Source organism: Thioalkalivibrio sp. AKL12 (genome assembly GCF_000377925.1).
GTDB lineage: Bacteria > Pseudomonadota > Gammaproteobacteria > Ectothiorhodospirales > Ectothiorhodospiraceae > Thioalkalivibrio > Thioalkalivibrio versutus.
The window spans coordinates 1-13,808 of record NZ_KB898905.1 but is presented as its reverse complement, the minus strand read 5'-3'; the positions used below and the strand labels follow the sequence as shown (position 1 = coordinate 13,808).

16 protein-coding genes and 1 pseudogene are annotated in these 13,808 nt (G+C 69.3%); 2 read left to right on the top strand and 15 right to left on the bottom strand.

All coding sequences use genetic code 11. The features are described from left to right. Window positions 1-56: 56 nt before the first annotated feature. Window positions 57-626 (bottom strand): hypothetical protein, encoded by a 570-nt coding sequence (locus D579_RS0112345; RefSeq protein ID WP_018937228.1) that lies wholly within the window; start codon window positions 624-626, stop codon window positions 57-59. Between the two features lie 67 nt (window positions 627-693). Next, window positions 694-1,245 carry a hypothetical protein gene (locus D579_RS0112340; protein ID WP_018952187.1) on the bottom strand — a complete coding sequence of 184 codons (552 nt, stop codon included), beginning with the start codon at window positions 1,243-1,245 and terminating at the stop codon, window positions 694-696. Window positions 1,246-1,404: 159 nt separating this feature from the next. On the opposite strand from D579_RS0112340, the gene D579_RS0112335 reads away from it, so the two are divergent. Beyond that, window positions 1,405-1,878 (top strand): YhcB family protein, encoded by a 474-nt coding sequence (locus D579_RS0112335; protein ID WP_018145354.1) that lies wholly within the window; start codon window positions 1,405-1,407, stop codon window positions 1,876-1,878. 244 nt (window positions 1,879-2,122) lie between these two features. On the opposite strand, the gene D579_RS0112330 is transcribed toward D579_RS0112335, so the two are convergent. From D579_RS0112330 to D579_RS14920, 13 genes are all read right to left on the bottom strand, one after another. Then, window positions 2,123-2,518 carry a hypothetical protein gene (locus tag D579_RS0112330; RefSeq protein ID WP_018145355.1) on the bottom strand — a complete coding sequence of 132 codons (396 nt, stop codon included), beginning with the start codon at window positions 2,516-2,518 and terminating at the stop codon, window positions 2,123-2,125. A gap of 92 nt (window positions 2,519-2,610) precedes the next feature. Next, window positions 2,611-3,336: a glycosyltransferase family 2 protein gene (locus D579_RS0112325; protein WP_018952186.1), complete on the bottom strand. Its 726-nt coding sequence runs from the start codon at window positions 3,334-3,336 to the stop codon at window positions 2,611-2,613. Between the two features lie 7 nt (window positions 3,337-3,343). Then, window positions 3,344-4,066: a 3-oxoacyl-ACP reductase FabG gene (gene fabG / locus D579_RS0112320; RefSeq protein WP_018649688.1), complete on the bottom strand. Its 723-nt coding sequence runs from the start codon at window positions 4,064-4,066 to the stop codon at window positions 3,344-3,346. Continuing rightward, window positions 4,063-4,524 carry a hypothetical protein gene (locus D579_RS0112315; protein WP_018952185.1) on the bottom strand — a complete coding sequence of 154 codons (462 nt, stop codon included), beginning with the start codon at window positions 4,522-4,524 and terminating at the stop codon, window positions 4,063-4,065. Before D579_RS0112315 ends, fabG begins: the two co-directional genes overlap by 4 nt. A 30-nt stretch (window positions 4,525-4,554) precedes the next feature. Next, the gene (locus tag D579_RS0112310; RefSeq protein ID WP_018952184.1) at window positions 4,555-5,334 is read right to left on the bottom strand and encodes a beta-ketoacyl synthase chain length factor; all 780 of its coding nucleotides are present in this window, start codon (window positions 5,332-5,334) and stop codon (window positions 4,555-4,557) included. After that, a complete protein-coding gene (locus tag D579_RS0112305) occupies window positions 5,331-6,518 on the bottom strand; it encodes a beta-ketoacyl-ACP synthase (protein WP_018952183.1) in 1,188 nt (395 codons plus the stop codon). The genes D579_RS0112310 and D579_RS0112305 overlap by 4 nt, the downstream gene beginning before the upstream one ends. Before the next feature lie 67 nt (window positions 6,519-6,585). Beyond that, window positions 6,586-8,991, bottom strand: a complete 2,406-nt coding sequence (locus tag D579_RS0112300; RefSeq protein ID WP_018952182.1) for an MMPL family transporter — start codon at window positions 8,989-8,991, stop codon at window positions 6,586-6,588. A gap of 540 nt (window positions 8,992-9,531) precedes the next feature. Then, window positions 9,532-10,077, bottom strand: coding sequence for a LolA-related protein (locus tag D579_RS0112295; protein ID WP_026289523.1), 546 nt, complete (start codon window positions 10,075-10,077; stop codon window positions 9,532-9,534). Window positions 10,078-10,135: 58 nt separating this feature from the next. After that, window positions 10,136-11,035 carry a lipid A biosynthesis acyltransferase gene (locus tag D579_RS0112290; RefSeq protein ID WP_018952180.1) on the bottom strand — a complete coding sequence of 300 codons (900 nt, stop codon included), beginning with the start codon at window positions 11,033-11,035 and terminating at the stop codon, window positions 10,136-10,138. Further along, window positions 11,032-11,364: a hypothetical protein gene (locus tag D579_RS0112285; RefSeq protein WP_018145364.1), complete on the bottom strand. Its 333-nt coding sequence runs from the start codon at window positions 11,362-11,364 to the stop codon at window positions 11,032-11,034. The genes D579_RS0112290 and D579_RS0112285 overlap by 4 nt, the downstream gene beginning before the upstream one ends. A gap of 13 nt (window positions 11,365-11,377) precedes the next feature. Continuing rightward, entirely contained in the window at window positions 11,378-12,727 is a 1,350-nt protein-coding gene (locus D579_RS0112280) for an AMP-binding protein (protein WP_018952179.1), read from the bottom strand. After that, the gene (locus D579_RS0112275) at window positions 12,724-13,338 is read right to left on the bottom strand and encodes a hypothetical protein (RefSeq protein WP_018952178.1); all 615 of its coding nucleotides are present in this window, start codon (window positions 13,336-13,338) and stop codon (window positions 12,724-12,726) included. Before D579_RS0112275 ends, D579_RS0112280 begins: the two co-directional genes overlap by 4 nt. Then, on the bottom strand, window positions 13,335-13,565 hold the full coding sequence (locus D579_RS14920; protein WP_026289528.1) for a phosphopantetheine-binding protein: 231 nt from the start codon (window positions 13,563-13,565) through the stop codon (window positions 13,335-13,337). Before D579_RS14920 ends, D579_RS0112275 begins: the two co-directional genes overlap by 4 nt. 76 nt (window positions 13,566-13,641) lie before the next feature. On the opposite strand from D579_RS14920, the pseudogene D579_RS15125 reads away from it, so the two are divergent. Then, a pseudogene (locus D579_RS15125) lies at window positions 13,642-13,808 on the top strand (IS5/IS1182 family transposase); the annotation flags it as partial.

Sequence of the window (13,808 nt, the reverse complement as noted above, 5' to 3'; positions counted from 1 at the left end):
AGCGCGCACGAAGGGTTAGGTTCGCGCGCTTCGTGGTGAGAAGGCCCTGATTGACCTCAGGGTGAGTCGAGCTTCCAGTTGGACATGATCGGGAGGCGCGAGACATCGACCTCCAGGGCCGTCAGCCAGTGTGCGACCATGCGGTTGGAGTTGTTGCGCAGGGTGTAGGCCTCGGGGTGTTCGACAAAGGCCATGTCCCATTCTGTCGATACCTTGCGGTCATCGTGGCCCGCCTGCCAGATTTCCTCCAGCGCCTCGCGCAGTGCCGTAACCCTGGCCCCGGGGACCGTCAGCAGATGCAGTTCCTCCAGCGGCACGCGCAACTGGGTTGCCGTCGCGTCCTCCAGGTTGGAGCCGGTCAGGGATTGCCGGCCGAGGCCCGCCCGTGTGGGCAGGAACAGCCCGGCCAGCCCCTGCAGGGGGTTGATTCGCCGCTCGACGTAAAACGACCAGTCGCCGTAGGAATAGCGCAGCCAGGCGTCCGGGGTCGCGGTCGGCAGGACCAGACTGGAGTGATGGCCGTGGTCCAGGAGTGCCACGGTGACCGGGTCTTCCGGTTCGGCCGGCGGCTGCAGGGTGACTGCGGCGCAGCCTTGCAGGAGCCACAGGGCAATTACGGCCAGCATCAGATGCTCGAGGCGGAACGTGCCTCGGCCGCGCGGCCTGCAAATGCTGGAATGGCGCACGGGTTGGTCAGTGGTGCTCGAGCTTGCCCAGCTCCGAGAGGATCGAGAGCACCAGCGACTCGCCCTGGGCGTCCATGCCGCGGCACAGCACATCCGGGTCACGCTCGCCGTCCACCAGGCGCTTGGTGATGCCACCCAGACGCGCCATGTTGCCCCCGGCCCGGCTCATCTGTTCGGCCATCTGCGACAGCCAGTGCAGCGACTGGGCGTCTCCGTGGGCCGCGCCGTGGATCATCTGGGCCAGCCCCGGTGCGGCCTGCGCCGGATCGCCGCTTTGCTCGGGATCCGGCAGGGTGGAGGGATCCTGCAGGCCGGCCAGGATCGCCGTCAGGATCACCGTGTCCTCGTCGTCCAGCCCCTGCAGCAGGGACGTGTCGCGTTCGCCTTCGAGCACGCGGCGGATGCGCAGGATCAGCTCGCCCCAGCCGGCCTCGTGGGCCTGGTTCAGCACTGGCTCCAGTTCGCGGCGGGTCTCCGGGTTCTGGGTGGCCTGCACCACCAGGTTGATCAGGCCGGCCTGGGCCTGGCGGATCTGCTGGGCATGTTGCGGTTCGATCATGGTGGGTCTGGCTCTTGGTTGTACGGCGGATTGAAACGGCTTCCGGGGGCCTTCCTGCGTGGTTCCGGTGTCCCTGTTGTGGCGAGGTTAGCATGCCCGGCAGTGCGTTCGGCGAGGGCCTGCGGCACAATGGCGGCTCCATTTTCAGAGGATGTCGTGGTGGAAGAACAGACAGCAGTGGGGCTGTGGGTGGCCCTCGGGATTCTGGCCATCGTGGTTGCCGCCCTCGTGGGTTTCTGGGTGGGCCGCGTCACCAGTGACGAGCGCAAGCTGATCCGCGAGCTGGAAGAGGAACTCGACCGGCGCATGCAGGAACTGACCCGCTACCGCAGCCAGGTCAACGACCATTTCGATCGCACGGCCACGCTGTTCGCGACCATGGCGGGTTCCTACCGCGACCTTTACCACCACCTGGCGCAGAGCGCGGAGGAACTGGCAGACAAGCCGACCCGTGATCGCCTCGAGGACCGGGCCGGGCAGTTGCTGTCGCACATGACGCGCCGTGACTACGGCGCCGGTCCCGGCGAGGCGGCCGGCGGCGCCAACGAATCGGACGCCCAGGACGACGAGCCGACCCCCAAGAGTTCCGAGGGCGAGGCACGCAAGCCGGACGAACGCCCGCGCCCCGACTGACCCGTGACCGCGGAGTCGGTTTGGGATCACCGCGGCGCACAGGAAGGGACGAAGAAAACCTGAAAAGCATCACCCGGTCGGTGTAAAGACTGGATGATGGGCAAGACCGCAACGGAGGCGCAAGACGCTTCCGTCACCGCATTCCTTCCGATCTCCCCGCCTTCATGCGCTTCGTGATGAAAGGCCCTTTGCCCTGGAGCGTGCGCACCGCGCCGGGGTGTGCCCGACGCGCTGCGGGGTGGGATCAGAGGGCGGAGATCTGCGCCCGGATCTGGTTGTCCAGATTCTGGATCCAGTTGTTGTAGTTCGGGTGGATATTGCCGTCCGCGTAGTTCAGGTTGGTGCTGTCCTTGTAGCGAATGCTGTATTCACCCGCCGCATAGGGGATCTCCACTTCGGCGACGTGGTCGCGCAGCGCAAGTCGCCCTTCGAGAAGCCCCGGTTCCACTTCTTCCATGCGCCAGCCCAGCGCTGTTCCGGCGGTGCGGATGGCGCGTTCCATCTGTTCGGCGCTGGGGCGTTCACCCGCAACATCGGTGACCGTGGTATCGCTGACGTTGTGCACGGGGACCGTGCCGCGGCAGCCGGCCAGCGCGATCAGGCTGGCAAACAGGATGACCAGCAACGTCCTGGTATTCATGGCGTTTTCCTTCTGGGATGGGTGCGTCGAGAGTGTAGACATGCGTGCCGGTGGTTTCCAAGGGCGCGGCCCGGAGCGGCACGCCGGGGCCTTCAGCGCACCAGGCCCCGCGAGCGCAACAGCCCCAGCGGGCGCATCCCGCGGCGCAGCAGGTGGCCGGCGACCATGGCGATGATGCGCAGGGTGTCCGCGGTCGCGCGGTAATGGCTGGGGCGGTGGTTCTCCGGGTAGATACAGCGTACCGGGACCACCCGCACCGGGAATCCCAGCCGCTCGGCGACGATCAGGGCCTCGCTTTCGAACACGAAGCCGCGCGCCCGGTGATGACGCAGCTCGAGGCGTCGCAACAGCGCCGCGGGATACAGGCGGAACCCCGACTGCGAATCCTGCAGCGGTTGCCCCGAGGCCCAGGCAATCCAGAAGTCCGCCATGCGGTTGCCGAACAGGCGCAGCGGCGGGGTATGTTCGCGGCCCTTGAGTCGGGCCCCCAGGATCAGCCGCTCGGGGGTCTCGCGCCAGGCGGCGATGAGGGCCGGGATCTCCGTGGTGTCGTGCTGGCCGTCGGCGTCCAGGGTCACCACGGCATCGGCTCCGGTGGCCAGGGCATGCTGCATCCCGGCCCACAACGCGGCCGCCTTGCCGCCATTCTCGGGCTGGCGCAGGACCTCCGCCTGGCCCTCGATCAGGCTTGCGGTCGCATCCTTGGAGCCGTCGTCCACCACGATCACCCGGTCCACGTGGGCGCGGGCGCCGGCGACGACGTCTTCGATGGTGGCGGCCTCGTTGTGGGCCGGGATCAGGGCAACGACGTGGCTCATGGCGGGGTCAGGCGAGGGCGCCGTTGACGCCGATCACCTGACCGGACACGTAGCTGGCGCCCTCGCTGGCGAGGAAGCCGACCACACTCGCGACCTCCGCGGGCTGGCCGGCGCGGCGCATGGGTACGACGCTGCGGATGCGGTCGGCATCGAAGCTCGAATCGCTCATCGGGCTTTCGATGATCCCGGGGGCGACCGCGTTGGCGGTAATCCCGCGCGAGGCGACCTCCTGGGCCAGCGAGCGAATGGCACCATGGAGCCCGGCCTTGGCCGCTGCGTAGTTGGCCTGGCCGCGATTGCCGATCTGCCCGGCGACGGAGGAGATCGCCACGACCCGGCCCCAGCGGGTGGTGATCATCGGCAGCAGTAGTGGCTGGGTGACGTTGTAGAACCCGTTCAGTCCGACGTCGATCGGTCGGTCCCACTGCTCGCGGCGCATTCCGGCCAGCGGCGCATCGTCGTGGATGCCTGCGTTATGCACCAGGATCTGCACCGGTTGTTCGGCCGCCAGGGGCTCCAGGGCCTCGCGGCAGGCCCCCTCGTCGGTGATGTCGAACACCAGCACGCGGGCCTGGCCGCCGTCGGCGCGGATGGCCGCGGCTGTTGCTTCGGCCGCGTCGGCATTGCGATGGGCGTGCAGGACCACCTCATGGCCAGCCGCGGCCAGGGCTTGGGCAATGGCGGCGCCGATGGCACCGCTGGCTCCGGTAATCAGGGCGCGTGCAGTCACGGGGTCTTTTCCTCGTCGGCGGGTTGCAGGATCACCGTCGCACGGGCGCTCAGCACCGGCCGGTCACTGGCGGTGACCCGCAGGTCGTAGATCGAGCTGTGGGTATCCGACAGGATGCGTTCGGCGTGGATCTCGAGCGGGTCGTCGAGGCCGTCGAGACGTTGGACCCGCAGTTGCAGGTTGCGCACGGCCGCCAGGTAGCCGGCCCGGGGCGGGCCGCCATCCGCCAGCAGCGCCCCGTGCACGGCCATGCCCTGGGCGCCGTATTCCAGTGCCGCCAGGGCATGCAGGCCGCCTTCCCCGCGCAGCGGGTTGGCCGGATCCCGGTGGCTGTCGGCACGACAGTGGATGGCGTCGTCGGACCAGGCCTCTACCGAATCCAGCAGGCACATCGCCCCCGCGTGCGGCAGCAGCCGGCAGATGGCGTCGTGATCCAGGGTTTCGGGTCGGGATGGCATGCGCGGGATCTTCCTGATCCAAGCGATTGTTCAGGGCTCGATGCGGATGCTCAGCGACCGGCCCAACGGGGCGTCAAGCGTAACATGGCCGGCCGTGCCCCGGGCCAGTTGCTCCAGCAGCGGCAGGGCGCGTGCCGCCGGGTTGCTCGCGCGCAGGGCCTCCAGTTCGTCTGCCCCGCAGCGATCGGCGGTGGCGGGTCCCTTGAGGTCCATCTGCAGCCGCCAGGTGGCGCCCTCCACCGGCCCCAGGCGCAGGGCGACCGCGAACGCATGGTGGATTGGGCGCACGCGGATGAATGTCTCCATCGACGGTACGTCGTAGCAGGTGAGCAGCACCTCGCCACCCTCGCACTGTTGCAGCGTCGCGGCCTCCAGCAAGCCGGCGGCCACCGTGGCGTTGTAGCCGGATACGGCGGTCGCCGGGGCGGGGTTGCGGGTGGCGATCGACCAGTTACCGGCCGGGGCGTTGTGCACCGAATTGTGGAACTGGACCGGCGAAACCACCGGCTCCGGCTGGGTGAGCGCGTCGCAGATGCGATCGATGATGTCCATGTCGCCGGAGGACGAGGCGAACACGCTGCGCAGTTGGCTGCGATCGCTGTCGGTCGTGGCCTCTTCCGCCACCTTCAGGGCCAGGCGGATCGTGGTCGTGGTGCGTCGACGCTCGTTGGCGGGGAGCAGCCGCACGGGTGGGATATTGATCGCGTCGCCCGTCAGAGGCGCCGTGCCGGCGAGGATGGCGCGGGCGGTCTCGAAGTCGTCCAGTCCCGGGCCCAGCAGTCCGACCGCATGCAGACCGATGGTGTTCATTGCGGTGCCTCCAGCAGCAGGCTGCAGTTGTTTCCGCCGAACCCGAAGGCGTTGACCAGGACCCGCCGAACCGGGCGGTCCTCGGTCTCTGCCCGTGCATCCAGGCCCAGTTCCGGGTCCGGGTGCCGCAGCCCGGCGGTCGCCGGCACGAAGCCGCCGGCCAGGCTGGCCAGTGCCTGCGCGACCCCCACCGCGCCGGCGGCCCCGAGGGTATGTCCGGTCAGGCCCTTGCTGCCCACCGCGCGCGGGGTCGGGCCCAGGCGGTGGATCAGGGCGCGGGCCTCGGAACGGTCGTTGGCCGGGGTCGCGGTGGCATGCATCAGCACATAGTCGATCTCGTCGCCTTGCCGCCCTGCACGGTCCAGGGCTTGCTGTAGTGCCGTCGCGGCCCCCAGGCCTTCCGGGTGCGGGGCGGACATGTGGTGGGCATCGCTGGATTCGCCGTAACCGGTCAGCCGTGCGCCTTGGGCATTCGCGGAGGGGCGCTCCAGCAGGAAGAAGCCGGCGGCCTCGCCGATTGAGATCCCGGTCCGGTCGCGATCCAGTGGGGTGCAGGGCTGCGCGGCGACCAGCTGCAGGGCGTTGAAGCCGTACAGCGTCATGCCGCACAGGCTGTCGACGCCGCCGACCACGGCGGCGTCGCACAGTCCCGCCGCGATGTAGCGCCGGGCATCGGCAAAGACCTTGGCGCTGGACGAGCAGGCAGTGGAGACCACCATGGCGGGGCCGGACAGGCCGAGGCGGGTGGCAACAAAGTCGGCCAGCGAGAACATGTTCTGGGTGTGCTGGTAGTCGTAGTCCGGTGGCAGGGCCCCGGTCTGCGGGTCACGCCGGTGGTACGCGGCCTCGGTGGCGGCGATCCCGGAAGTGCTGGTGCCCAGCAAAACGGCTACCCGATCGGCCCCGTGGCGCTCCACTGCAGCCGCCACCGCAGCGACGAAGCCGTCCTGGCGCAGCCCCAGTTCGGCCAGCTGGTTGTTGCGGCATTGGAACGGGGCCAGGGCACCCTCGAGGGCGATGGCTTCCACACCCGGCACGCGGCCGACGTAGGTGTCCAGGTTGACGCGCTCCAGGTCGCAGGCACGCAGTCCGCTGGTGCCGCTGCGCAGGGCCTCGGCGTTGGCGGCGATCCCGGTGCCGGCGGCACTCGTCAGGGTGTGGGCAGTGATGACCAGGGGGTCCATGGACGGGCGTATCTGCGGGTTGTGGCCGGAGGGGTTTCCGGGTGGATTGGGCCAGTTCGGCGTTGCTTCAGGCAGTTTGCCGGCGGCTGGCCTCGGGGGCCAGCAGGGCCGCTGCGAGGAAGGAAAATACCACGCCCAGCACCACCGTGAGGCCCATGGCCTGCAAGACCGGAAGACTGGACAGGGCCAATAGACCGAACACCACCAGCGTGGACAGTGCGCACACGCTGACCGAGCGCAGGTTGCGCAGGCGCGCCGTGGCATCCCGCAGCGGGCGGCTGAAAAACACGGCGTAATCCAGGCACAGCCCGGTGATCAGCAGTAACGCGATCAGGTGGAACAGCGACAGCTGGATGCCCAGCAGGATCAGTGTGGCCAGGGTCAGCAGCAACCCGGTGCCCACCGCGGACAGGATGCGCAGGCTGCGTCCCGGCGCTCGGGTGACGACCAGCAGCAGGAGGGCCACCGCGACCATTCCCAGCGCGAGCCGTTGCAGGGCCTCGACGCGAAAGCCGATCACCAGTTCTTCGGAGGCGCGGAAGAAGTCGATGTGGCGGATGCCCACCCCGTCCAGTTCCGGCACGCTGGCCAGAGGCGCGTCTTCGGCCCAGCGGGTCAGGGCATCGGGGTCATGGACGCCCTGCAGGCGCACCCAGGCGATCCAGCCAGTGCCGTCATCGCGGGGCTGGAGCAGGGGTTCCAGGGCATTGCGCAGCGGCCCGTCGGGAAGGCCCTCGGGTTCCAGCAGGTCTTGCTGGCGGGCCGTCTGGATGTCGTTCACGAAGGGCTCGAAGGCCCCGTCGCGAAACCCCAACCCTGCGCCCGCCACCTCCAGGCGTTCGCGCAGGGTATCGGGTTCCGGCAACGCGGCTTGACGCTCGCGCTGCAGTGCCCGGCTGGGCAGGACGTTCGCGGCATGGCCGAAGCCGTCCAGGGCCCCGGTCTCGCGCAGGGCCTCCAGGCCCGGTGTCAGGGCCTCGCTGCCGCGCAGGGCCTGTTCCGGCGTCTCGCCGCTGACCAGCAGGGCATGGCGGACGTCCGGCAGCCCCAGGGCGCTGCGCAGGTCCTGGTCGAGCGCAACCTGGTCCTCCGGTATCGGGTGCAGGGCGGACAGGCGATCCTCCCAGGGGAAGGGGTCGGCAGTCGCGACCACGATGATCGCGGCCAGGGCCAGCAGGGCGAGGCCCCAGCGCGCGATGGCAGGGGGCTGGGCGAGACCCGTGGGCAGGGGCAGGCGCAGCGGTGGCAGGCCTTCGCGCTGCAAGCGGGTGGGGACCAGCGTGGGCAGGATCCAGCGGGTGACCACGGCGGCCACGGCCACACCGGTCAATACGAACAGCCCGAGCTGGGCCATGCCGGAGAACCCGGTCATCGCCATCAGGGCATACACCAGTACCGTGCTGCCGGCCCCCAGGGCAATGGCGGGCCACAGCTCGCGCGCGACCTGCGGGAGGCGCCCGCCGTCGGCCCGTTCGCCGCCGGACGGTTCACTATCGCCTCGTTGTGCATGGGCGAACAGGTGCAGCGGATAGTCGAGGGCAATGCCCAGCACGGTGATGCCGAAGGCCAGCGCGATCCCGTGCAGGTGCCCGAAGACCAGCGTAACCACGGCCGCGGCGATCAGGATGCCGCTCGCCAGTGGCACGGCCGCCAGCCAGACCGGGTGCGGATGGCGGAACACCGCCAGCAGCAGGAGCGCCAGCGCGATACTGGCGCCGGCGGTGATCCAGGTGACTTCGCCGCGGATGGTGGCGCGGGATTCCACCGCGATCACCGCCGGGCCGGCGATCTGCAGGCGCAGATCCGGCTCGTCGAGGTCGCTGAAGGCCGCGTGCGTGCGTGCGATCAGGTTCGCCTGGGCATCCAGGTCCATACCGTCGGCCGCGCTGCGCAGCACCAGAAGGGCCCGTCCCCGGTCGGGGGTGACCCAGACGCCTTCGGCGCCGGTCGTCGCCTGGCCACCGCTGGCGGCGAGCTGCTCCAGGACGGCCCGCGTCTCCGCGGTGGGGTCGCGCGGAATCAGTTCCCGCGGCAGTTCCGGGACGGCACTGGCGAGGTCGTCGCGGCGGGCCTCCAGGTGTTCGCTCAGGCGGTCCTGGCTGAAGTGTTCGGCATCGACCCGGGGGCTTAGCAGGTAGCGATGCTCGATCAGGAAATCCAGCGCCGGGTCGTCGGGGTCGAGGCGGCCGTTGTGGATGCCGGCAACATCGGGGGCATCCTCCAGGGCCGCGACCAGTGCATCGCTGGCTGCCGCCCGCTCGCGGGCCTCGCCACCGGCGATGGCCAGCAGCAGCATGCGTCCGGCGGGGCCGGCCCCGGGGTCCAGGGCGATCCCGTCCGCGCTGGCCGGGTCCGGGGCAAAGCCCTGGAGGTCGGTGACCAGTTCGCCGCGCAGGGTCAGCGTCAGCGTGGCCAGGAGCAGGGCGGCCAGCCAGAGCGTCAGGGCAACGCGGGAGGGGTGGCGGCGCAGCAAGGGCTAGTGGTCCTTCAATGGGATCATTGCGGGTTCAGCGCTCCTGTGGCGTTTCGCTGCAAGGCGCGGTGCGCAGGCAATGGCCGTAGCCCTTGGCAAGCGCCGCAACGCCGCAGCGGAGCACCACAGGAACGCCCGAAGGGTTGGTCTGTCAACGCCCATGGCCGCGTTCCGGCTCTTGTAAAGGGCTACGGCCATTCACTGCGAGCCGCGCCTTGCCCTGAACGTTGACAGACCAACTGAACCCGTAATGATCCCATTGAAGGACCACTAGGGAAACACTGATTAATGTGCACGCTCGCGCTCGAGTCGCTTTTGCGTGCGAACAAGGCGCGGTGACTGCCGTGCAGTCATTCTGCACAAGGGAGCCGCAACGCCGTTCCCGCGCAAAAGCGGCCGAGCCCCTTCGGGGTTGGCACCCCAGGTTCCCCGATCCTGCGTTGCGCCGCTTGCTGGTAGAACCACTACCCGCTGCACAGCGCGCCTTGTCTCGGAAAACCTGGGGTGCCAACGCGAGCGTGCACATTGATCAGTGTTTCCCTAGTCCGCGTACTGCGGCGGTTCGAAGCGCATGCGACTGTGGTGGCCGCCAGCCTCGATGGTGACCAGTTCGTGCAGTTCGCCGCCGGCGCCTCTCAGGGTCAGTTCGGGGACCATGCGGCGCAGCGCGCGATCCTGCGGGACCAGCGCGAGGGTCCAGGCGTCGATGTCCCCCGTGACGTCGATCTCGAAGTCGGCCTCCAGCGTCTCGCGGTCGCCGGTCAGCAGGGCGCGGAACAACCCGGCCAGGGTGGCCAGGGCGGGCTGTTCGTTGAGGTCGATCTCGCGGCTGGTGCCGCGGCGTTCCAGGGTTAGGGTGTCGCCCCCGATGTGCACGGTCTCGCCACGCGGGCCGTCGACCTGGCGGGTAAGGGTGTCGGGGGGATCGAAGGCCAGGGAGCCCGAGCGGGTCTCCGGGAATTCCAGCATCGGGTCGTCGCGGCGTTCTTCGAACGCGAGGGTCGCCGCGCGCTCGGTGGTCAGGGCTTCGAGCAAGGCGCCGAGGGTGTCGTTGGCCAGGGCCGAAACAGGGACGAGCAGGCCCAAGGCCAGGATCAGCGTGATGCCGGACTGGCGGATACGCGGGCCAAAGCCGTGGCCTCGCCTATTTGGATGCATCGTCCCAGAAGTCATAGAAATTGAACCAGTTGTAAGGGGCCTCGCGCACCCGCGCATCGAGGCGATCGGCGTAGCGCTGTACCCAGTGTGCCAGGGCTGCATCGCGCTGCCCGCGCGGGGCCTCGATGGTCTCGGCGAAAGGTTCAAAGAAGATATCGTAGCGGTTGCCCCCGCGATAGAGCCCGAAGCACAGGATCACCGGGACCTTGAGCACCGCGGCCAGCAGCAGCGGGCCTTGCGGGAACAGCGCAGTGTCGCCGAGGAAGTTGCAGGCGACCATCTTGTCGCTCTCGGCGACGCGGTCGCCCAGCGTCGCGATCAGCTCGCCGCGATCCAGGCACTCGCGGGCCTGGATCAGGGTCTCGGTACGCCCCAGCGGGATCACCGAGGCGGCGACCTCGGGGTTCAGGGCCTCCAGGACCTGGGTGATGCTCTGGTTATGGTCGTTGTACATCAGGACCTTGACCGGAAAGTCGTACTTGCCCACCGCCAGCGCCCGCAGGGCCTCGAAGCTGCCCAGGTGCGCGCCCAGCAGGATCGCGCCGCGGCCACTGTCCACGTGTTCCAGGAAGGTCTCGCGGTTGTGTACCTGGATGTCCAGACAGGCGTCCTTGCCGGCGAGCAGGAAGACGCGGTCGAGGATGACCGCCGCAAAGCAGTGCAGGTGCCGGGCCAAATCGCCCAGGCGCGGTTCGCGCCCCAGGACGCGGCGCAGGTAGTTGCGACTGTGGCGGCGCGACTGCGGTGCGAACAGCAGGAAGTAGGCCGTGATCGGGTAGAGCAGGGTGCGGCTGGCGCGGCGCCCGAGATTCAGGGCCACCCAGAGGATGATGCGCAGGGCCAGGGGCGAGCCCCGTTCCGCCTGCTGAAACCAGCCGCGGCTCATGCGTCCGCGGTGTCGTGAGTCGTGATCAGTTGGCCGGCACAGAAGGTGACGGGGGCCTCGCCATCCGCCGCGAGTACGCGGAAGGCCTGACGGCCGCCGTGCCCGGGCGGATCGATCTCGACCCGGAATGCCGTCTCGGGTCCCAGGGGTGCGAGGAACTTGACCTGGGGGAGGGCCTCGACCGGCCCGAGACCGTGGGCGTGGGCCACCGCCGCGACCTGGTCGAGGATGACCACGCCGGGCACCACCGGGTGACCGGGGAAGTGTCCGGGAAGGGATGGGTGACCGGCCCCGATGCGGCGAATGGTGGACTGGATGAGGGTCTGCATCAGGGCGGGCGGCTCAGGCGCACTGGCCGTGGTGGGCGAGCAGGTCCAGCAGGATCTGGCGCGGCAGCTTGCCGGTGGCCGAACGCGGCAGGTGCTCCACGCGGACCAGCGGGCGCGGCAGGAACAGCGGGTCCATGCACTCGGCCAGTGCGGCCTGGATTTCGGCCGCGCTGCGATCCGGTGCCACCACCAGGGCGGCCAGCCGGGTCACGCCGTGCGCTTCCTGATCGGTGCCTGGCGGAATGAACACCCCGTCGAGTACCCCGGGGATTGCGTTGAGCCGGCGGTTGAGATCGGCCAGGGAGGCGCGTTTGCCGGCGATGTTCAGTTGATCGGCGAGGCGCCCCTCCATGCGGAAGTGGCCGACGTCCCGGACCTCGATGTGGTCCGGAAGCGGGACCGCTTCGGGGTGCTGGGGTCCCTGGACGCGCGCGAGGCCGTCGTCATTGCGGCGCAGTTGCACCCCGGGGTAGGCCGTCCAGTCGGATTCGCGGGTGGTGCGGCGGGTCGCAATGGCGCCGGCCTCGGTGCAACCGTAGATCTCGTCCAGCCGGCAGCCGAACACCCGTTCGGCCTGGCCGGCCGTTTCCGGGTCCAGGGGCGCGGTTGCGCAGAGGATGCGTTCCGGGGTCGGCCACTCCAGCCCCGCACGCAGGCAGGCGCTCAGATGAAAAGGTGTGGTGACCAGAACGGCCGGGGTGCAGTCCGCCAGTGCGGCACGGATGTCCTCGGGGTAGAACGGGCGTCCGGCGAGCAGGGTGGCGTGCCCCAGCAGGGCGTACAGGAGCGTGGACTCCAGACCGTACATGTGCTGCGGCGGGACCGTGCCGATCAGGGTCGGTCCGGAGCCATCCACCAGATCGAAGCATTCCAGCGCCTGGCAGGTGACAGCATGCAGGGCCTCCCAGGTCCGCGCATGGGCCGTGGGGGTGCCGGTGCTGCCGGAGGAGAAGGCCAGAACGGCGGTCTGGTCGGCGGGGATCTCGGGGATCGCCCCGGTGGCCTCGCCGGCTGCGCCGCAGGCGGACACCCGCAGGATCGGGATTGCGATCTCGGCATCCGGGCCGTCGACCAGGGCAGGCGCGTCCGGGTATTGGCTGGCGATCTCGGCCAGGGTAGTGCTCCCGCGGTTCGGGGGCAGCAGATTGACCTGGCCGCGCAGCAGAATGGCGGCAAAGGCGACCGCGAAGTGGTAGCGGTCCTGGCACAGGTTGAAGGCCGCCCGCGCCTGCGGCAGGCGTGCGGCCAGAGCCTGCGCGTCGGCGAGGAAGGCGGCGCGCGAGATCGCCCGATCGCCGATGCGCGCCAGCGGGGCGGGCGTGTCGGCGATCAGTGGTCGAGTGACCTGCTGGGTATCTGTCACGGGTGCCTCAGCATCCGGTGGTGATCGACCCGCGCCAGCTCCATCAGATAGGCCAGGAAGCCGTTGTGCGGCTCGTCGCGCAGGAGCCAGCGGCGCAGCGGATACTCCAGCAGGAACAGGCCGGCCAGCAAAAGGTAGTTGATCCCGTTGGCAAACATGGCCCAGGTGGTGGCGGTGGCGAACAGCGCCAGCCAGGCGGACACGATTGCCAGTCCGGCACACAGCAGGGCCCAGGTAATGGTGAGGTTGCGCGTGTAGCGGTGCACCGCGGGGGTGTCGGAGGCCCCCATGGCCAGGGCATAGCGCGTGATCAGCGGGGTGGAGTCGCTGCGTAGCGAACGCGCGAACAGAAGCGACAAGAGCCCCATGATGAGCACCGGCAATGTGTACAACAGCCAGGTGGCCATCCCGCCGAGGAGCAACAGGCTTATGCCCACGGCCAGGCTCGCGGCCAGCACGCCACGTCCGGTGGCGGCCAGCGAGGCCCATGCAGCCACCAGGATCAGGCTGGCCAGGACCGCCAGCGGCACCAGCGGGATCTCGAAGGTCACGCCGAGGACGACCGCGACCGGATAACTCAGGGCCACGCAGGCGGCGAGTGGGGTGTTCACGACGTGGCTCGGTTGGCCTCGATATGGGCGCTCAGCGCACGCAAGGACGCGAAGATCTCGCGGTTGTTTTCGTCGTCCGAGCGGATCTGGACGCCGTAGGCGCGGGAGATGGCCAGGGCCAGCTCCAGGGCATCGATGGAATCCAGCCCCAGTCCTTCACGGAACAGCGCATCTTCCGGCTCGATTTCCTCCGGCGCGACCTCCTCCAGATTAAGGGAAACACTGATTTAATCCGCCGTGGGTCCCGCCCGCCTGGCGGGTTTGGGATAATGGCGCCAGGTTTCCTGCCCGAGGTGATGGCCGATGTCCCAGCGCAGCTTTTCCGATCTCGAGTACTCCGCCAAGCGCAAGCAGACGCGGCGCGACCGCTTTCTGGGGGAGATCGATGCGATCACGCCCTGGGCGGCGCTGGTGGAGGCGATCGAGCCGCACTACCCGAAGGGGAAGCGGGGTCGTCCGCCGATTGGTCT